Here is an 18,454-nt window from a genome sequence, read left to right as displayed (position 1 = left end):
ACTGGCGTGGGTTGTATGGGGTTTGACTTACCCAAGATGGAGCCAAACCCATCACGGTTTTTCTTAAATCGTACTTACCAATTTTTTGAACCTTGAGTATGGCGATTGCCTGATTAAAGCACCATCGAGCCGCCGATATCCAATGAAACCAGGTTTCAGCTAGCTTGTCTTGAGGGTAAACTCGGATCTTTCTTGAGCGCAGACTTGTACTTCCTTTTTCCATACAATCGGCAACATCAGACGTGGACGATGGCAAGGATATCCTCAACCCTTTCTCACTCATTAGATAGGTAACATCTGTTGAGAACCACGAGTTTGCCGTCTTTTTGTTGACATAGCCACTCAAAGAGGTCAAGACCCAACCTGACGAGTCGGTCTTTGCGGTTGACCACAACTTCTCTGACGTTTCCACACAGAACTTGTCCCAAAAAGGAAAGTAGTCCTTCTGTGTCCCAATTTCGGAGCGTTTTCTCTGAGACTTGGAGAGCTTGAGACGCTTCTCTCGGTGTGGCATATCTCATCGTCGATTTTGTTAGTTCGCTCAATATATTACCACACCGAGGGAGATAATTTCGGAAAAATCTAGGAATTACCTGTAAATTAGGCTTTAGTCATCAACAGTAGGCGATAAGGAAAGCTTCGGTTAACCTTCAATCCCAGCCATAGGACATCACCACCGCGTAGCGATCGCGTATAAAATTGCTATGATAGTCAGTCGATGGGACTACTATAACATTGGATCAGCCATCAAATCCGATGCTGTTCCAGACGTAGTCGGTTAGGGAATCATCTCAATTCAGCACAATTATTGGTAGTGGAAGCATTTTGTCCCCTAGAATTTATGACTTATGTACGCCTCTACAGAACCCCGACAATTGAATAAGGGCGGGTTTTGCTGTTCACTTATTGGTGAGAAATGGCGGGTTTTGTTGTTCCGTTATCGGTGATAAGGGCGGGTTTTGTTGTTCCGTTAGTGGTGAATAGCGAAATTTAGTCCCTAAACCCGCCCCTACAGGGGAATACTTGACTCCGAATACAAATGACAAATGACAAATGACAAATGACTAATGACTAATGACAAATGACAAATGACTAATGACAAATGACTAATGACAAATAAAATGCGCCCCCTATCTTTTTTACGGAATTGGACGATTTTAGTCTTACTATTGCTTTGGTGTACAAGCTGTTCATTTCAAGACTCAGAAGAGATCAATTTAACCCTCAACGCCCAAGCCGCAGGTCGTCCTGGACTCTACAGCTTGAGTGGCACCACTAATCTCCCTGATCAAAGTCAAATTACCGTAGCCGCAATTCGCGATTTACGGTTTCCGGATCAGGCGGTTTATCGCGATGAATCGTATTCTCCTTATTCCATTCTGGATCGTCAAGTGGTCAGAGTTGAGGACGGAAAATGGCAAGCCACGCTAAATTTATGGCAAGTAGCGCCCGATGGCCATTTCCGGGAAGCATGGCAACTGGATCAATCGCCCATTGGTGACTCCTTGCAACCCTCTGATAATGTATCGTTTGTGGCATTATTTGATCCACAGGGTCAACTGCCAACTGTAGAAAATCAAACCATCCAAACACCCGAACTTGAAGGTCAACTGGTTCGCTTTACCAACGAGGGTGAGCCTTATCTCAAGGTCACTCAAAGCCAACGGATTCCTCTGCCAACGGGTCGAAAAACTCCCCCTGTGGTTAAACCTGAAGATAGGAATTGGGGTTGGGGAACGCAGCGTTATGAACTTCCACCAGAATCCCCAGCGCCTAAGAATGTGCGTCCGCCGACGTTGGAAACTGAACAAACAAATCAACCGCTTTTGCCTTCAGAATTTTTGCGCTGATGGACAACAGGAAGCATTAAGTCAATTGTAGGGGCGGGTTTAGCGATTCAATCGGATTGTTACTGATAACTGATCAACAAAACCCGCCCTTATTCCAATCCCTGATTTTCCTTATTGCCCAAGGGTTATTCTCGTCGCTCAATCACGAGTTTCAAACGAGCAACGAGCGCCCCGATCGCACCGACAGCCGCGATGACGGGAAACAACGTCACACCAACGACTCCACCCACAACCCCAACGGTTAGGGGAATTTCGATTAAGATTTGATCCTCTTCGTTCTTGACGATAATCCGGCGAATATTACCCTGATGGATCAGTTCTCTCACTTTGCCAACTAAGTCATCGCCACTAATGGTAAATTCTTCGACATTGACTTGGGTAGTGGTATCAACCTCAGGTTGAATAGACTGTAACTCATTTTCTAGAGGAACAGTTTGAGCATTAATCTCCTCGACGCTTTCTTCTGTGCGAATTGGTTCATTCATCATTAAGCTCTCCTATGTCTGTCACTATCTTTCAGGGTAACGAACTCAGTTGCTAGAGAGTTCACCAGTTAGGTTGAATTGATTGGATGATTCGGGACTATATAAAGAAATCTCTACCGTAGAGTTTGGCACAATACATCTAGAGGCACTTGACAAAGGAAGGGAAAATGTATCCAAAAATCTTGGTAATGGTTTTTTTCCTGACTGGATTAGGATTAGCGACTCCTATCCAGGCAGAAAATGCGGATCAGGTTCGCCAATTATTGGAAACTGGAGCCTGTCGCCGATGTGCTTTGGCAGGGGCAAATTTGAGAGATGCAGACTTGAGACTTGCTGATCTGAGAGATACCGATTTGAGAGATGCGGATTTGAGAGGGGCTGATCTCAGGGAAGCCGATTTGAGACGGGCAGATTTGACCGATGCGAATCTCAAAGGGGCTGATTTGAGGGGGACTTATTTGAGATTAACGAATCTGACTGATGCAAACCTGAGACGGGCGAACCTTTGCGGTGTGATTATGCCCGATGGCGAAACCTCTGATCAGGGATGTGAGTAAGCCCGAAAACTCGCCCGGAACCCGGAGTAGCCCGGAGTTCAAACTCCGGGCTAAAAGCTTAAGTCCATTAAAATGGACTAATTTAAGGGCAATGGCACGCTCGCCTTCTGCATTTTTGGATTGCCGAAACCCTTGATATCCCGTAGGGTGGGCATTGCCCACCAGCCTAAATAGGTTGTAGGTTGGGTTAGCCCATGTTACCCAACGGAATCTAGGGCTAAAGCCCTTACTACAAGCCAAATCTAATTTATCAATTTATCAATTTAGGTGTGCCACGCCAGTACGCCACTAGTCTACTCTTCCGATGTTTCCTCTTTCTGTTCACACTCCTCATCATCATTTTCTTCACACTCCTGTTGTGCTTCGTAGTCCTTAAGCAATTGCGCCACTCGCTCTTGAATTTCCAAATGTCGGGCTACGCCTTCGTAGGTATAACGGTTGTAGCCATTACGCTCAATTAGGGTTTCAATATTGCTAATCCGTTCCTCTGTATTTGGGTGAGTGGAGAGCCATGCAAATAAGGGGCGATCGCGGTTTTCTTCATTTAACGTAATCATAAGATTATGCAACCCATCCGCCGCATAGCCGCCAGCGACTAAAATCTTTGTCCCTAACGCATCAGCCTGACGTTCCATGTCCCGGCTATAGTCGAGAACAATTAAATTTGTAGCGGTGCGACCAAAGGGAATATATTGGGTAACATTGGCAATTAAATTCCCCTCGGTAACCAACTGAAAACCATGGGATAATACCGCATGAGCCAATTCATGAGCCAATAACCCCGCCAACTCCGCCTCAGATTCCGTTTTCAGGATCGCGCCAGCATTGACAAATATCTTGCCACCTGGTAAGGCAAAGGCATTCAGTTGGTCATCCATGACCACATAAAACTCATACTCAAACTCATCCCGCCCCGCCACGATCGCGAGTTTGTTGCCAATTTCCCGCACATACTCTAAAACCTGTTCATCTTCAACCATGGGGAGTTGCTTTTGTACTCTTCCGGCGAAGCTTTCACCCACGGCTGATTCACCGCGCAGCATTAAGGTGGTGGTTTCAATTGCCGAAATCGGACCAAAGAGATTCCCGGTAAAAATATAACCCAACGCCCCGGTAATCACATTCGCGATCGCGTTTCCTCTCAGTTCACCCCGCAGGTGCGATCGATACCGTTCTAAATTCTCGTCCGCTAGCACCTCAAACTCCTCCGCTTGGGGATGATTGAAGTTGAGCATGGCAAACTGACGGGCGGCGAGGGAAGCTTCTAACCAGCGTTTGGTATCGGCTAGGGCGGTAACTTTGGCTTTAATTAAATCCGGCTGATTGGGATATAAGGTTGTCGCCCTCTCCAATACCTGAATCGCCTCCTCCTGGCGATCGTACTCCTGGAGGGTTTGAGCATAGCGCAAATGACCGGGAATAAATTCTGGTTGCTGTTCGACTAAAAACTGGAGGGGGATAAGAATCTTGGTTTCTAGTTCCTGTTCTAACCCTTCCTCAGACTGACGCCAATACACTGCACCCGCAGGTGAGAGTTCAGTCGGCTCATAGATAGCGACGGGTTTCTCTGGAACTTGTGTATCTGTGTCAAAAGAGGCTTTTGCTTCCTGATAAAGCTGTTGGGCGGCGGTAAATTGACCGCTCATGTAAAGGCGATCGGCTTCAATCAGCTTTTGTTGACGTTCCCGTTGTTCGGGCGTCAGTTCTGGGATTTCGGTTGTGGCTGATTCTGCGGCGGTGGTTCCGCTGTCGTCTTCCACATCCGATGAGTCATCGCTAACGGTTTCTGAGGTTTCTGTCGTCTCGCCTTGGGTCGATTCTGCGGCGGTGGTTCCGCTGTCGTCTTCTACATCCGATGAGTCGTCGCTGACGGTTTCTGGGATTTCTATTGTCTCGACTTCGGTCGAGTCTTCAACTGTGGATGGGGAAGATTGAGTCGTGAACTCTGGTGGTATTTCCTCAGAGGGGGTTGAGGGAATTGAAGTGGGTACAGCCTCTGGAATGACGATAGTTTTTGGCGTTGGCGAGGAATCCTCAGCGACGATAACTGAAGGGGAAGTGGCTGAGGGAGTCTCTGGAATAGCGATCGTTTTAGATTTGTTGGCGGGTAATTGATGTTCAACCGTGACTTGTTCAGGTAATCCGATCTGCATCGGGTGATGGAGGAGATCGGGCGTCTGAACGGTTGGCTCAATCTGGGAATCTGAAACGGTAAGATTTTGAGTAGAACGAATGGATTCAGGGGTTTTCGCAGACTCGGCTAAAACGATAGAGGTTGAAGTTGGCAGTAGGATGCCTAAGGAGAGTAGGAGGGAATTCCAGAGCAGTTTCATCAGCCGATCTCCAGGGATTGCTCAGTAGGGTGTGATTGTCGCAATGAGGCAGTGGCGCTAGTTGGCTCTACCTAGTTAATTAGGGTAGCTTAGTTCGGACTGAATGCGGGTTAACGCTCTAGATGACTCTCACGATGAGGCTTGGTTCCACTGAGGTTTGCAGTTTATCCACGAAGAACGCGATCGCATCGCTGTTGGTCTGACGTAGAGACGTTGCATGCAACGTCTCTACAACACGTATCTCAGACCATTCAAGGGCAAGCCAAATTGTAGTGACGTGGCACAGCTAAAAGGGTTGAGGTCTGTTACCTAACAGAATCTAAGGACTAATGCCCTTACTACGAACCCAAGTCTTACATCAATTGCTTAAGGCTCTGGCAGGGAATGAATTAATATTTAATCAGAGAAAATATTAACGTAATCCATAGCTTAACGATTCAGTATCGTGGAATTTACTTATTTTTATTTTTTGGCAAATTATCCTGTCCGTAATTATACGCTATTTTGGGTAGATAGGCTCGACAATCTTTAAGAAAATTTGATTAAATAGGACAAAAATTATCCACATCCAGATAATCAATGGGCAATCTTATGCAATCACAGGCAGCTTCCTCCCCCAATAGTCGCCCTTGGTATGAAAAAGAGGACGGTACTTGTACTATTTTGGAGCCAACCCTCGTTGACATTGGAGCCAATCAACCGCCTCACCTGATGTTCCCAGTCCACTGGGCTAAATCCCTGGAAATTTTGCCCAAAGCGAAACAGATAGCAGACGAACACCAAGCCATGTTAGTTTTACTGCTCCATGGAGAGGCATCAAACAGTGAAATTATGTCGCTAGTCTTACAATTAGCCGAGACTCAAGTTCTACCGTTATGGATTGGCGAACAAAATCGCCGGAAAGTGGATCAAATTATTTCCATGTTGTCCAACCAGCTTCAAGGAAATCCTAACCGGGCAGAGGAGAATACCAGTCCGTCTTGAGCGGTTCGGCATTTAAACCTTAATGTCTTGTATGTAGTGCGTTTAGCGAAGCCATGCCGCAGGCTTTGCATCTTGCTCGCTACTAAAAATCTTTCTCCCTACTAATACCCAATTTAAATGCATGACAGCTTAACTGCAAATAGCTCGCTTGCCAAGATGTTGAATTCTTGGCGATTAACTCAAACAAGCGATAAAATCGGTGTCAAGACATTGGCGACTCCCTAAGAAATCTTTTCCACCGACCAATTCTTAATCACCCGAAGTTGAGTTGGGTGTGCTGTTCCTGAAGCATTGGGTGCATCCTGCTGGGCTTGTATTGCCTTGTTGAGAAATTCCATTTGCTCTTTAATCTGTTGGAATTGACTTTGCAGTTTTTCCAAGTCTGAGGGAGTCAGTGCAGGGGTCACATTCTGCGGTTGGCTTGGGGCTTTTTTGGACGCATAAGCCATGTAGGTTTGGGCGGAAGCAAACTTGGCGGCGGCGGATTGCACGGTGGCTGGAGTAGAACTCTCAGAGGGCGTCGTCGCGAGTGAAGTATTAATCACAAAGGGAGGAGACGACGGTGCAGGTGCTGGTTTGACCTCTGGCTGGGGAGTCGGTGCAGGTTCCGGTTGAGTCACTTGGGGTAGTGACAATGCAGGTTCCGGTTGACTCTGTTCAGGTGCTGGTTCTGATGCGGATTGAGCTGGCTGATCCTCTGGAGACGCCTGGATCGCCTGGACTCCGGTTTGGAGTTCTTCATCCAAAAAGGAGGTTAAGCCAGAAGCGGTTAGTCGAGATTCTTCGGCTTTGAGAGACTCTAATAATTCGTCTCGTTCTTTCAAGTTTTGCTCCAAACTGGAGAGTTGTGCTTCCGTCTCCGCAGATTTACGGGCAGACTGACGCCAACCAGTTATGGCGATACTAGAGGCTCCTGCTGTCAAGCCGAGTACAGCCGCTAAACCTAGGTAAGGCATAGCCACATTAGGATCTCGGAGTTCCCCATGAAATATAGGTTCGTCTTGGAGTTGAATGGTGACTGGCTGATCCCCAAAGATAGCCAGAGGTAAGGTCAAGACACCAAAGACGGCGGTCGAGATAACGGCGGGTGTAATTAAGAATCGTTGTAGTGGAGAGCCCGTCATAATTTGTAGTTCCTAGTGACAATTTCCAGTGTTCGTCGTACTGCTAATTACTATTAAACGTTGGCGAGAGAAATTCCAATTGGCAGGAGGACTTCCAGGGGGACTGTTTTAAGGTTAATCTTTGTGACGAAAAACGTCCATATAGTTTTATAAAGTTACGATTAAGAATCAGAGGATAAGTCCGTATTTTTACGTAAACTTTACAAACCTAAAATCTCTTTACAATTAAAGTTCAAAGAGAGAAAATATTACTAGGACGAGGGAACATCAGATAGAGACTTCGGGTCAAACTCGACAGGGTGAGGAACAGTCTTGACCCAAACAAAACAAGCTCTCTCCGGTGCTGACAATTTTTGGCTCATTTCTTAACTCTAAGCCAGTTGGCTATACCCCCTAGACTTTATCTAGAATACTGAGTAGACAGGAGAGCGATCGCTTGGAGGAGTCGATTGGGATAAACGTCTGTCACAACTCCCAGGAATTGCCAAGCCCAGTTTGAAATCGTCACAGTTTCTGATTCGGATATCCACAGCACTATGTTTAACGTTTTCCAAGACCTGCTCTTACCCATTAGCCACATCCCATCCCTATTGCTACGCCGGATGAGGAAGCCCTTAACTGAAGCCCAACAGAGGGCAGAAGCTAGATGGCATAAGGGATTTATCCCGATGCCAAAGGCATCAGCTTGGGCGCGATCGCCCCTAAGCCAGGATTTGTCGCCCCCACGGCAAAACAATACCCAGGAACGAAGGCGAAAAGTCCGGGGCTTACGCCGAGGGATTTGTTTCCTCTTAGCCTTCCTTTTATCACTGGTGATGGGCGTCGATTGGGCAACAGATTTACCCGTGGCGGCGACGAACAATCCCATCATTACCGTTACCTTTCCCCTTTCGACCGAGGGAGCAAAAATCGTGGATGCGACAGGTAAACCTGTCATTCTGCGAGGCGTAAACTGGTTTGGTATTGAAACCGAAATGCACGCCCCTCACGGGTTGTGGAAACGGGATTATAAGGAGATGTTGGCTCAGATTAAAGCATTAGGATACAACATGATCCGACTTCCTTATGCCGTAAAATCCCTGAGATCTCCAGAGGTGACAGGTATTGACTACAGCATTGGTGCAAATGCAGAACTGGAAGGGAAATCGCCCCTACAGGTGATGGATATAATTATCCAAGAAGCCGATCGCCAAGGGTTAATGATTCTGTTGGACTCCCACCGACTCAACGATGAACGGATTCCCGAATTGTGGTATGGAGATGGCTTCACTGAAGCCGATTGGATTGACACCTGGAAAGTGTTAGCCAGACGCTACAAAAATCAATTAAACGTGATTGGGGCTGACCTGAAAAACGAACCCCATGGTCGCGCCAGTTGGGGAACTGGGGATTTGGAAACCGATTGGCGACTGGCGGCGGAACGGGCTGGGAATGCGATTCTGGAGATTAACCCGGATTGGTTAATGGTTGTCGAAGGGGTGGAAAATAACGTTCCCGGTCAACAACTGGATATTCATTGGATGGGCGCGAATCTAGAGGGTGTGGAACGTTTCCCCGTGCGCTTGTCCCGTCCTAATAAAGTGGTCTATTCTCCCCATGAATATGGTCCGGGCGTCTTTGATCAACCCTGGTTTTCTGAACCGAGTTTTCCCCAAAATCTCACCCGGCGCTGGGAAATCGGCTGGAATTATATTGCTAGACAAGGAATCGCCCCCGTCTTTATCGGGGAGTTTGGTGGACGACAAGTTGATTCCCAATCCAAGGAAGGCGTTTGGCAACAGAAACTGGTTAATTTTGTGCAGAAAGAGGATTTGGGTTTTGCCTACTGGAGTTGGAATCCCAATAGTGATGATACCGGAGGACTGCTCAAAGATGACTGGCTGACGGTGCAGGAACCGAAGCAAGACTTACTGCAAGGAACCCTAATTGCCACTCGGTTTGCCCACAAACCCGCCATGGCGTTCATTCCTGATATTAAACCTCGTCCATCCTTAGGGATGAATCCCACCCTCAAACCCCGTCCCCGTCAACCGGAATTAAAAGTTACCTCAACGATGCGATCAGATTGGCAAGATGGGTTTTGTCTGAGTATCGAGGTGATCAATCCCACGGATCAGGCGGTGAGGGATTGGCAAGTGCAGTTCCAGATGAATCAGGCGACAATTAGTCAGACCTGGAATGGGAACTTTAAAGCCCAGGGTTCAGAGTATGTCGGGAAACCCTTGGACTGGGGACGTGCGATCGCACCCGGAAAAAGCCGCGAGTTAGGATTTTGCGCCAATAAGCAGGGTTCGGATTACCAACCGCGAGAACTGTCAGCCGTGGCGATTAGGAGTGACGCTGAGTTTCCTCCCTCCGTCAGGATTCCCACTACTCCACCGCAATTGAAAGTCATGTCTAATCTACAATCGGATTGGCAAGAGGGATTTTGCATGAGTTTAGCGGTTATTAATCCCACGGATAACCAAGTGCGCGATTGGCAAGTGCAATTTGAGATGAATCAAGCGGCGATTAATCAGAGTTGGAATGGGAATTTTCAACAGAAAGGATCACAATATATTGTCACGCCGATGGATTGGGGACGGGTGATTGAACCGGGACAAAAGCATGATTTGGGATTTTGTGCGAATAAGCAAGGTTCTGACTACCAGCCTCAGCAACTGATGGCGTTGAGTCGATAATCAGATACCAAGCCCCTAGTGCAAGAAGGCAGAAATAACGCCAGCAGCTAATATCTCCCCCTGCTTCCAGACGTGCCATGGCACGTCTCTACAACCCCTGCTTCCCTAGCTATCTTTTATGGGGTTCCTAATGAATAATGCTGTACCATAAGCTGCTTCTATGTGTCTGGGGGGCTGAATGGCAACCTGAAGCTGACGTTGGCGAATCGCTGTCCATGTCGTATTTTTAGCGCCTCCTCCCGCCGTATAGACACAGGTGAGGGGAGTCGCACCGAGTTGTTGTAATAGTTGATAGCCTCGTGCTTCAATACGGGCAATGCTTTCGAGTAAACCGTGGAGAAATTCTACAGGGTTGGCAGGTTGAGGCTCGAGTTGGGGAGACAGATGAGGATCATGGATGGGAAAGCGATCGCCTCTTTTTAATAATGGATAATAATCTAGGGGACTTTCTTGCTCAGGGTTGATTTGATGACTAAGTTCTTCAAGTTCTCTGTCACTGAAAAATTGTCGCAGTACAGCACCTCCGGTATTCGATGCACCTCCGGTTAACCATAAATTCCCCAGTCGGTGAGAATAAATTCCGTAACTCGCATCCTCGACACGGGTATGACTCAATAACTTCAAGACTAATGTAGAACCCAAAGATGTTACCGCTTCACCAGGATTCTTTGCACCACTGGCTAGAAATGCAGCAATACTATCTGTTGTACCCGTACAAACCTGACAGTCTGGGTGTAATCCTAACCGGGAGGCAATTTCTGGAGTGACTTCACCGACTGGTGTTCCCGGAGCCAGGACTTGGGGTAATATTGGTGTGAGTGGGAGTTGTTTCATCCAAGTGGGATACTCTAGCTTTTCTGGGTCATATCCCAGCTTTAAGGCATTGTGATAGTCGCTAATTCCGAGCTTACCGTGTAATAAAAAGGCTAACCAGTCGGCTTGATGGAGGAAGTAATAATTTTCTAGAGTGCCTGGTGTATGGTGAATCAACCACAAGAGTTTCGCCAGACTAGAAGTGGCACTGAGAACCACAGAATTAGCTGGAGCAATATCCTTTAATTGTTCCATCACTTCTATCCCTCGCCCATCATTATAAAGAAGTGGCTCGGTGATTGGAGTACCTTGGCGATCGCATAGTAGTACAGTTGCCGATGTCCCATCAATGGCGATACGAGTAATATCCTGTCGAATCGATGCCGGAATTTGTTCAATTAGCCGATACAGACTGTTTTGCCAAATTGCCGTTAATTGATCCAGGGGAGTCACCGCAAACGCCCATTGCGCTTCGGATTGAACTGCACCTGTGGCGTCAATCACAATCCCTCGTGCGCCAGACGTACCGAAATCGATCCCCAGGTAAAGGATTCTAGAATCCGCCATAAGCATTCGATAAATTCTGCTTAAACTAATACTGACATGATTGAACTGTATCCTGTGTTCAAACAATGGGGGGCTTTAATATGAACACAACACCCCAGCGATTGGTTTTCCGGCTCAGTACAGTTGCGATCGCACTTAGCTTTGCTGTCGGATTGAACTCCTGTACATCAAACGTTCAGTTTCAACAACCGCAACCGATTACCATTGATGGTTCGAGTACGGTTTACCCGATTACCCAAGCCGTTGTTCAAAAGTTTAACAACACCACTGAGACTCCCGTAGACGTTTCCGTGGGCTTTTCGGGTACAGGGGGCGGATTTGGAAAGTTTTGCGCTGGGGAAACTGACATTAACAATGCTTCACGCCCCATAGACACGCAGGAAATGGAAGCCTGCAAACAAGCGGGAGTTCCTTATATTGAATTACCCGTTGGCTTTGATGCGATTACGGTAGTCGTCAATCCGGAAAATGATTGGGCTGAGAGCATCACCGTGCAAGAGTTGAAAACGATGTGGGAACCGGCGGCGCAACGACAAATCACCAACTGGAATCAGGTGCGCCAATCGTGGCCCAACCGCCCCCTGAATCTCTATGGTCCTGGTACTGATTCAGGTACGTTTGATTATTTTACAGAAGCGATTGTTGGGAAAGCGGGAGCGAGTCGCAGCGACTATACTGCCAGTGAAGATGACGACATTCTCCAGCAGGCGGTGAGTCAAGATCCCAATGCTTTAGGATACTTTGGCTTAGCCTATTACGAAGCGAATAAAGATGACTTGAAAGCTGTAGCAGTAGAAGATGGGAATGAGCCAGTGCTTCCGTCTGCGAAAACGGTAGAACAGGCTGAATATCAACCCCTTTCCCGCCCCTTATTTATCTATATTAATGCTGAAGCCACTCAAAATAATCCCGCATTAAGAGAATTCGTTGAGTTTTACTTAGAGCAAGCGCCAGAGGTGGTTCGCTCTGTCGGTTATGTCCCCTTACCGGAAGAGGGATATCATTTAATTGAGGTGAAATTTTATAACAGTAAAACCGGAACCGTCTTTGATGGAAAATCAGATTTAGATCTCACCATTGGCGAGTTATTACGTAAACAACCCAAGTTCTAAACTGTTGGGCTGAAAACGGCGTCTCAAAAGTTGGGTCAAGGAAGCAGGGAACGTCCCCTGCTTACCGAGTGGGGTCGCTCCTATCGGATGCCATTGCTGATGTCTAGAAAAGGAAAATGGTACGGATATTTACCAACCAACTTGTGGAATTATCGGCATTGTGTTCGGGATTAACAATAACTAAAAAACCCGGTTCAATCCCGATTCCATCAGTAAGTTGGTAGCGATAAAAGCCCTCAAAATGCCAAGCCGTATCCCCATCCTCATCGCCGCCATCATTATGGGTAACTTTAGGTGGCTGTCCTACCACAATTCCAGCCCGACTGCCTTTTGAGTCTAAGTTGGATGCAGCCAAAGTAAAAGCCCAGTTAAAAATTGTGGCGTCATCACCTTGGTTCACATCCATCCCATAATCTTCAGCTTGGGCAAAAGTTAACCCCGCCCAACTACCCAAGGTTAAGTTGGGACTGACCCGCCAAGCGGTTTGAACACCCAAGTGGTTGGCTGAAGTAACGGTTTGACCAAAGGGCTGATTAGCCAGTCGGCTACCCATTTCTCCAGAAACCGAAACCTTGCCTCCTGGATAGTAGGAACGCACATAAGTTAAACCCAAACGAAGATTATCCGTCGGCTCAATTCCCAGTTGCGCTAAGCCAGCCAAGCGACCGTTAAACAGTCCATTTCCAGAACGGGCTAGTCCCGCATCGGGAGCGAGATATGCTAACGATAGACTAGTAGCGTCATTCAAATTATAACTCAAGGTCGCTCCAGCACCCCCCAGTCCTTGCCGATAAATAGGGTTAAATCGCCCAAAACGGGAAAGAGCGCCCGTGATTTCTGGTGTAAAAAATTCATTGAACGTGGGCATATTGGCATTGAAGCCACCCCCCACAGCATCAATGTTGAGGTTGAGATTTTCGCTGATGGGAAAACGATAGAACATTTTGCCCAGTCTCACATCGTTGTTCGTGTTGAGATCAAAGGCTAAGCGAGTCATATTGGTTCCGGTGACATCGGCACCCAAAGCTGTGGAATTACCAGCCACCAAAAATGTTTTTAACAGGTCGCGACCTGTAAAACTGGTATTGAGAATTAACCTTGTTCTGTATTGGAAAACAGAGTTATCCTCCACATCCTCTCCACTTCCATCCGCTTTTTCGTCTCCCATGACCCCAGTGAAAAACAAGCTGGTTTCTCCTTGGAGTTTACTGGTGGTGGAGAACTGATTGGTTTCTCGTTGATCACGGCGAACGGCGAGTGCGTCAACGCGACGGTTTAGATGCGCTAGTTCTCTAGCAAATTCTTCTTGCAACCGCCGCAATCGGGCTAAATCTTCTGCATTGATAGTTGTGCCGATTTCTTGGATGCGCTCTAGACATTCATTCAAGCTAGCCGCAAACTCGTAGCGGCTAATGACCTGACGCCCACGATAGGTTCCATTCGGGTAAGCAAGTAGACATCCATAGCGCTCTGCTAAGTTTTGCACCGCTTGAATAGCCCAATCATTGGGGCGAATGTCACTCAACTCGTTGACGAAATTCACAGGTTCGAGTGGTTCAGGCTGTTGTTGGGACAGGTTGTTTGGCTCAAGTTGTGCTAACAGATTGGTCACTTGTTGCGTATCGCCAGTCGTGCTTGTCCAGATGCCCTGGGTGTGAAGTGGATGGCTCTGACCGGGAACTGTCAGACTTAACAGCAATATCACAGCACTCATAGACGCGGGAACTCTGTGGAGACTTTGCCAATACATGGTTAATAGGGTTTACGTTACAGTCTGAATTGATAATGATAATTATTATCACCTTAAAAGCCGGGTGGCAAGTATCTCCGGCAAAAAGGATACTCGGGTGAGCTAGATTAAAAGGAGAAATACATACAGCGCAGGGGTTTCCATCTGCCCCCTGATTAACCTTGATTGACATGAAGAAACCATTCCTCCTGAGTGCTGCCCTTTTACTGACAACCGGATGGGGAATAACGCCACCCTCTCCCTCTGTCAATGCTCAAACACCATTGGTGGAAACCATTCCCGATTCGACCGAAAGTGCGACTGAAGCGAAATCAACAATAGTCTTACTTGATCCAGGCGCTCAACCCCGGCAAATTTTGCGGTTTAAACCCGCCGCAAACACCAAGCAAACCACAGTCCTGACGATGAATATGGACATGACAGGGACGGTGGATGGTCAGCTGATGCCTGATGTCAATATGCCTGCTATGCAGATGACCATTGAGTCAGAGGTGACTCAGGTTGAGGCGAATGGAGATGCTCATATAAAAGTGACTTACACCGATGTGGATGTAGTCTCGGATACAACTGCTCCGCCGGAACTGATTCAAACCCTGCGATCGCAACTGCAACAACTCCAGAATGTAACCATTGAGTTTGTGATTAATCAGCAGGGAATCACTAAAGATGTGGACGTATCGTTACCGACGAATATTGATCCCAACCTCCAACAACTTTTACAGCAAATGTTGAGTTCCTTAGAGCAATTATCGGCAGCACCGTTTCCCAAAGAAGCCGTAGGAGTGGGCGCAACATGGCAAGTCTCTAGCGCTGTACCTGTTTCTGGGTTGCCATTGGATCAGGTTCAAGTCTTATATGAGGTGGAAGATATTGAGGCGGATCAGGTGACGCTGAAAATGAGTATGCAACAGCAATCTCAGGAATCGAGCCAAATGAATCTTCCCGGAACGCCTCCCGGTGTGAATTTTCAGATTCAGTCTTTTGCCATGCAAAGCGCTGGAACAATGACCATTGAGTTTGATCGGATCATGCCCCTTCAGGGAATGATGTCTACACTTTCTAACATGGAGTTTCTAATTACAGAACCGGAGAGTGAGCAAGAAAAGCTGATGCGGATGAGTTCGTCTATGCAAATAACGATGGATTCTCTCTAATAGTGTCCCAATAATGGTGGTTGTATCTCCCAGAATAAAAATCTTTCTTAGAAGCTTTCTACAAACACAATGACGCCTGTGATGCATAGAAGAAACACCTATGGGAGCCGTGTAGGGGCGACCCGCTTGCATAAATTAACAACTGTATCCACTCAATTTGGTTGGGTCGCCCTCTCCTAAATACCTTGCGTGAGAAGTTTGTTGAGATATGAGGCAAAATCCCACAACTAAAGGTCGTGGGATAAATTGATTAGGGAGAAAATTAAAGAGAATGGTTTAGTTTTGATAAAATTTACCCTCGATATGATCTAACTTTTCCTCAATTTCAAAATGGTTGAGTTGTTCCCAGGCATCCGCGATCGCGAGAATTTCGCCAATTACGGAATGGGCATTTTGGGAGGGCAAAATATCCGACATTTGCCAAATGCCTTGATCGAGAACCGTATCCTCCAACATGAGGATGTTGTGTTCCAGTTCTCTTCTAGCATCTTGGAGTAATTGACTCAGCCGTTTGGCATTGCGTTTTTTGGCTTTGAGTTGTTGACGAGTAAGTAACATAGTGATTTAGAAGGAGTCGTAATCGACTACTGATAAGGGATTAAACTGCCACTAAAATGAGGTCAGTATTTATGATTTTCTTAGCCTATGCCAACCGATCAGGATAATTTCTGGATAAGCTGGGGGAGCCTGTAGAGACGTAGCTACGTCTGGGATGCATGTAGAGACGTAGCATGCTACGTCTCTAAACTAAACCCGCTTGATATCATAGAGTTGGAAATCAGTTTAATCTAAAACATTGACAAAATAAATAATGTGTGTTAATAAATCTAAGCCGGTACATCAGTTCAAGGCATCCTGCTCAAAAACAAAATGCGGCGGATTATTTCTCCATAAAAGCGATAATTTCACAATTCATCATTTAGATTAATGCCAGGGTTATTGAGTTTAGATAGAATTGTTAAAAATTTAGAAAGCCACGACAATTCAACGCGGATAAAAAAGTTAATGGTTTATACCTGCCAGAGTCATTGGGAAAACGAGTTGTCAATTCTGAATCAGTATGAGTTCTCTGATTTAATCCAACAACTTCGCGCCTCCCATGTCAGTCTGAATCAGCTTCGTTCAACGCTTTATAGCTTTGCGGAAACCTTGAATCGCCAAGCTGAATATTTAGTCGTGGCGGATACAATTATTCATCAATTAGAACCCCTCTATAGCGAACCCGAAGAATTAACTCAAGTCGTCGCGGTTAAATCCCCGCCTAAAGCTTCAACTCAACCCCCATGGATAGTATTAGAAATCGCCAGTGAACTGGTAGAAGATAGTAATATCCTGCGAATCAAAAAACTGATGCTTTATGTCTGCCAAAATCACTGGGAAACCGACTCGCAGATTCTAGAGCAATTGAACATGGCGGATTTAATTCAAGACATAAGAGACTCTTACCCTAGCATCGAGAAACTCAGTGCAGCACTCAAGCAGCAAGTGCAAACCCTCAACCGACAGGCAGACTATATTGTCGTGGCAAAAACCATTCTCAAGGCGCTGCAAAAACTCTATACTGATGATTCAGAAATCACCAGTGTCAAATCAGCAAAAGCCGCGCGATCGCAGCCACCCGCCCCGCCACCGACAAGATTGCCTTCACCAATCAATCGAGGCAACAGAAATACCCAACAACGAGGAGACAAAAACAAGCAAAGCGAATTTATTCATCAGCAATCATCAGGTGTTAAAAGTCAAAAAAATGGACAAGATTCAACTCAGAATTCTACATCAAATCTATGCCCGTATGACCCGTTTAATTTACGCTTAAATATCATGAAATATACAACTCCCTTGCGAGCAAAATTATTAATTTTCTCGGTTCTCTATCATCCGATTAAAAAAACGCAACATGATTGGTTATTAATGAAAGCCAAGCCCCTAGACGATTTGTTATTTGAATTGTTCTCAAATTGTCCCACGCTTGAGGAACTCGAAGCCAAGCTTTACCAGACAGCACAAGCCCTAGAAGACGCCGATGAAAACACTCAAGCCGCTGGCGCGATCGCACAATCAATGAAACGATTCTATGAACGTTAAGGAACTCCTACAGCGCTATGAAGCAGGAGAAACAAAATTTACTGGCATCAACCTCAGCGGTGTCAATTTGTTTGGCGCGGACTTAATTGGCATTGTTCTCAATGGTGCTGATTTACATGGCGCGACGTTAATTTTTGCTTACCTGAGTCGCGCTAATTTAAGGAAAGCGAATTTAGTGGGGACGCGGTTAAGTGGTGCGAATTTAAATCAGGCGTGGCTGAGTGGGGTTAATTTGAGTAATGCGGATTTACATGGGGCAAGTTTACAAAGCGCTGACTTAAGAAGCGCCAATTTAACATTAGCTAGTTTGCTCGATGCAAATTTAATGGATGCTGATTTGCGGGGGGCAAATTTAAGTGGGGCGGATTTAACTGGGGCGTGTTTGCGTGGGGCAAATTTGCGAGAAGAGAAGCGGATGTATACTGCCAAGCTGCGGGGCGCTATCTTACAGAAGGTAGATTTACAAGGGGCTGATTTGCGGGGGGCTGATTTATTGAAAGTGAATTTAAGGGGTGCCAATTTAAGGGAAACAAATTTGCGGGAAGCTGATTTGCGCGGGGCGGATTTGAGTGGCGCCAATTTGAGTTCGGCATTTTTGACGGAAGTGAATTTGATGGGGGCGAATTTGCGGGGGGCTATTCTAAAGAATGTGAAATTGGAACGGGCAATTTTAAGTGAGGCAGATTTAACGGGCGTGAATTTACAGGGGGCTGTGATGCCAGATGTCAGGTTAAGTAAAGCCCAAGTCAGTCGGGGAAATCTGAGTTTTGCGCGATTGAATCGGGCGGATTTGAGTCGGACAAATTTACGGGAAGCGAATTTGAGTGAGTCGGATTTAATTGAGGCATATTTGGCAAGAACAAACCTGATGGGGGCGAATTTGAGCAATGCTAATCTGACACGGGCAGAATTGAGTACCACGAATTTAATCGGGGCAAATTTGCAGGGGGCGACAATGC

15 protein-coding genes are annotated in these 18,454 nt (G+C 46.5%); 8 read left to right on the top strand and 7 right to left on the bottom strand.

Going from position 1 to position 18,454, the window contains the following annotated elements; all coding sequences use genetic code 11:
• The coding region (locus ACLFWI_RS10795; RefSeq protein WP_446412953.1) for a helix-turn-helix domain-containing protein at positions 1-514 on the bottom strand (514 nt) is incomplete at its 3' end.
• Positions 515-1,109: 595 nt separating this feature from the next.
• On the opposite strand from ACLFWI_RS10795, the gene ACLFWI_RS10790 reads away from it, so the two are divergent.
• Positions 1,110-1,850 (top strand): hypothetical protein, encoded by a 741-nt coding sequence (locus ACLFWI_RS10790; RefSeq protein ID WP_446412952.1) that lies wholly within the window; start codon positions 1,110-1,112, stop codon positions 1,848-1,850.
• A gap of 125 nt (positions 1,851-1,975) precedes the next feature.
• Here the strand turns inward: ACLFWI_RS10790 and ACLFWI_RS10785 are convergent, their stop codons facing one another.
• Entirely contained in the window at positions 1,976-2,335 is a 360-nt protein-coding gene (locus ACLFWI_RS10785) for a DUF4342 domain-containing protein (RefSeq protein WP_446407679.1), read from the bottom strand.
• 167 nt (positions 2,336-2,502) lie between these two features.
• On the opposite strand from ACLFWI_RS10785, the gene ACLFWI_RS10780 reads away from it, so the two are divergent.
• Complete coding sequence (locus ACLFWI_RS10780) at positions 2,503-2,892, top strand: pentapeptide repeat-containing protein (protein ID WP_446407678.1); 390 nt, start codon at positions 2,503-2,505, stop codon at positions 2,890-2,892.
• Positions 2,893-3,185: 293 nt separating this feature from the next.
• Here ACLFWI_RS10780 and ACLFWI_RS10775 read toward each other — a convergent pair whose 3' ends face one another.
• Positions 3,186-5,225 carry a M48 family metalloprotease gene (locus tag ACLFWI_RS10775; protein WP_446412951.1) on the bottom strand — a complete coding sequence of 680 codons (2,040 nt, stop codon included), beginning with the start codon at positions 5,223-5,225 and terminating at the stop codon, positions 3,186-3,188.
• Between the two features lie 579 nt (positions 5,226-5,804).
• Here ACLFWI_RS10775 and ACLFWI_RS10770 point away from each other — a divergent pair.
• A complete protein-coding gene (locus tag ACLFWI_RS10770) occupies positions 5,805-6,209 on the top strand; it encodes a hypothetical protein (RefSeq protein ID WP_446412950.1) in 405 nt (134 codons plus the stop codon).
• 221 nt (positions 6,210-6,430) lie between these two features.
• Here the strand turns inward: ACLFWI_RS10770 and ACLFWI_RS10765 are convergent, their stop codons facing one another.
• Complete coding sequence (locus ACLFWI_RS10765; protein WP_446412949.1) at positions 6,431-7,333, bottom strand: hypothetical protein; 903 nt, start codon at positions 7,331-7,333, stop codon at positions 6,431-6,433.
• 536 nt (positions 7,334-7,869) lie between these two features.
• Between ACLFWI_RS10765 and ACLFWI_RS10760 the strand changes: the two genes are divergently transcribed.
• On the top strand, positions 7,870-10,014 hold the full coding sequence (locus ACLFWI_RS10760) for a cellulase family glycosylhydrolase (RefSeq protein WP_446412948.1): 2,145 nt from the start codon (positions 7,870-7,872) through the stop codon (positions 10,012-10,014).
• A 105-nt stretch (positions 10,015-10,119) separates the two neighbouring features.
• On the opposite strand, the gene ACLFWI_RS10755 is transcribed toward ACLFWI_RS10760, so the two are convergent.
• Positions 10,120-11,394, bottom strand: a complete 1,275-nt coding sequence (locus ACLFWI_RS10755) for an FGGY-family carbohydrate kinase (protein ID WP_446412947.1) — start codon at positions 11,392-11,394, stop codon at positions 10,120-10,122.
• A gap of 80 nt (positions 11,395-11,474) precedes the next feature.
• On the opposite strand from ACLFWI_RS10755, the gene ACLFWI_RS10750 reads away from it, so the two are divergent.
• Positions 11,475-12,506, top strand: a complete 1,032-nt coding sequence (locus ACLFWI_RS10750; RefSeq protein ID WP_446412946.1) for a PstS family phosphate ABC transporter substrate-binding protein — start codon at positions 11,475-11,477, stop codon at positions 12,504-12,506.
• A 103-nt stretch (positions 12,507-12,609) separates the two neighbouring features.
• On the opposite strand, the gene ACLFWI_RS10745 is transcribed toward ACLFWI_RS10750, so the two are convergent.
• The gene (locus ACLFWI_RS10745) at positions 12,610-14,220 is read right to left on the bottom strand and encodes an iron uptake porin (protein ID WP_446412945.1); all 1,611 of its coding nucleotides are present in this window, start codon (positions 14,218-14,220) and stop codon (positions 12,610-12,612) included.
• A gap of 206 nt (positions 14,221-14,426) precedes the next feature.
• On the opposite strand from ACLFWI_RS10745, the gene ACLFWI_RS10740 reads away from it, so the two are divergent.
• Positions 14,427-15,410, top strand: coding sequence for a hypothetical protein (locus tag ACLFWI_RS10740; RefSeq protein WP_446412944.1), 984 nt, complete (start codon positions 14,427-14,429; stop codon positions 15,408-15,410).
• A gap of 276 nt (positions 15,411-15,686) precedes the next feature.
• On the opposite strand, the gene ACLFWI_RS10735 is transcribed toward ACLFWI_RS10740, so the two are convergent.
• Positions 15,687-15,968, bottom strand: a complete 282-nt coding sequence (locus ACLFWI_RS10735; RefSeq protein WP_446412943.1) for a hypothetical protein — start codon at positions 15,966-15,968, stop codon at positions 15,687-15,689.
• A 369-nt stretch (positions 15,969-16,337) separates the two neighbouring features.
• On the opposite strand from ACLFWI_RS10735, the gene ACLFWI_RS10730 reads away from it, so the two are divergent.
• Positions 16,338-17,495 (top strand): hypothetical protein, encoded by a 1,158-nt coding sequence (locus ACLFWI_RS10730; RefSeq protein WP_446412942.1) that lies wholly within the window; start codon positions 16,338-16,340, stop codon positions 17,493-17,495.
• Positions 17,485-18,454: pentapeptide repeat-containing protein (locus ACLFWI_RS10725; RefSeq protein ID WP_446412941.1), on the top strand; the 970-nt coding region annotated here is incomplete at its 3' end. The genes ACLFWI_RS10730 and ACLFWI_RS10725, both read left to right, overlap by 11 nt.

The organism is Coleofasciculus sp., assembly GCF_046539235.1.
In the GTDB taxonomy this organism is placed as follows: Bacteria; Cyanobacteriota; Cyanobacteriia; order Cyanobacteriales; family Coleofasciculaceae; genus Coleofasciculus.
The sequence above is the reverse complement of the archived record's forward strand: the minus strand, read 5'-3'. Positions and strand labels throughout refer to the sequence as shown.

What these genes read in the sequence shown, in the direction of transcription:
- ACLFWI_RS10770 (WP_446412950.1), top strand. Translation starts at nt 5,805, where the DNA reads ATGGGCAATCTTATGCAATCACAGGCAGCTTCCTCCCCCAATAGTCGC.
- ACLFWI_RS10735 (WP_446412943.1), bottom strand. Translation starts at nt 15,968, where the DNA reads ATGTTACTTACTCGTCAACAACTCAAAGCCAAAAAACGCAATGCCAAA.
- ACLFWI_RS10765 (WP_446412949.1), bottom strand. Translation starts at nt 7,333, where the DNA reads ATGACGGGCTCTCCACTACAACGATTCTTAATTACACCCGCCGTTATC.
- ACLFWI_RS10745 (WP_446412945.1), bottom strand. Translation starts at nt 14,220, where the DNA reads ATGAGTGCTGTGATATTGCTGTTAAGTCTGACAGTTCCCGGTCAGAGC.
- ACLFWI_RS10785 (WP_446407679.1), bottom strand. Translation starts at nt 2,335, where the DNA reads ATGAATGAACCAATTCGCACAGAAGAAAGCGTCGAGGAGATTAATGCT.
- ACLFWI_RS10730 (WP_446412942.1), top strand. Translation starts at nt 16,338, where the DNA reads ATGCCAGGGTTATTGAGTTTAGATAGAATTGTTAAAAATTTAGAAAGC.
- ACLFWI_RS10760 (WP_446412948.1), top strand. Translation starts at nt 7,870, where the DNA reads ATGTTTAACGTTTTCCAAGACCTGCTCTTACCCATTAGCCACATCCCA.
- ACLFWI_RS10755 (WP_446412947.1), bottom strand. Translation starts at nt 11,394, where the DNA reads ATGGCGGATTCTAGAATCCTTTACCTGGGGATCGATTTCGGTACGTCT.
- ACLFWI_RS10750 (WP_446412946.1), top strand. Translation starts at nt 11,475, where the DNA reads ATGAACACAACACCCCAGCGATTGGTTTTCCGGCTCAGTACAGTTGCG.
- ACLFWI_RS10740 (WP_446412944.1), top strand. Translation starts at nt 14,427, where the DNA reads ATGAAGAAACCATTCCTCCTGAGTGCTGCCCTTTTACTGACAACCGGA.
- ACLFWI_RS10780 (WP_446407678.1), top strand. Translation starts at nt 2,503, where the DNA reads ATGTATCCAAAAATCTTGGTAATGGTTTTTTTCCTGACTGGATTAGGA.
- ACLFWI_RS10790 (WP_446412952.1), top strand. Translation starts at nt 1,110, where the DNA reads ATGACAAATAAAATGCGCCCCCTATCTTTTTTACGGAATTGGACGATT.
- ACLFWI_RS10775 (WP_446412951.1), bottom strand. Translation starts at nt 5,225, where the DNA reads ATGAAACTGCTCTGGAATTCCCTCCTACTCTCCTTAGGCATCCTACTG.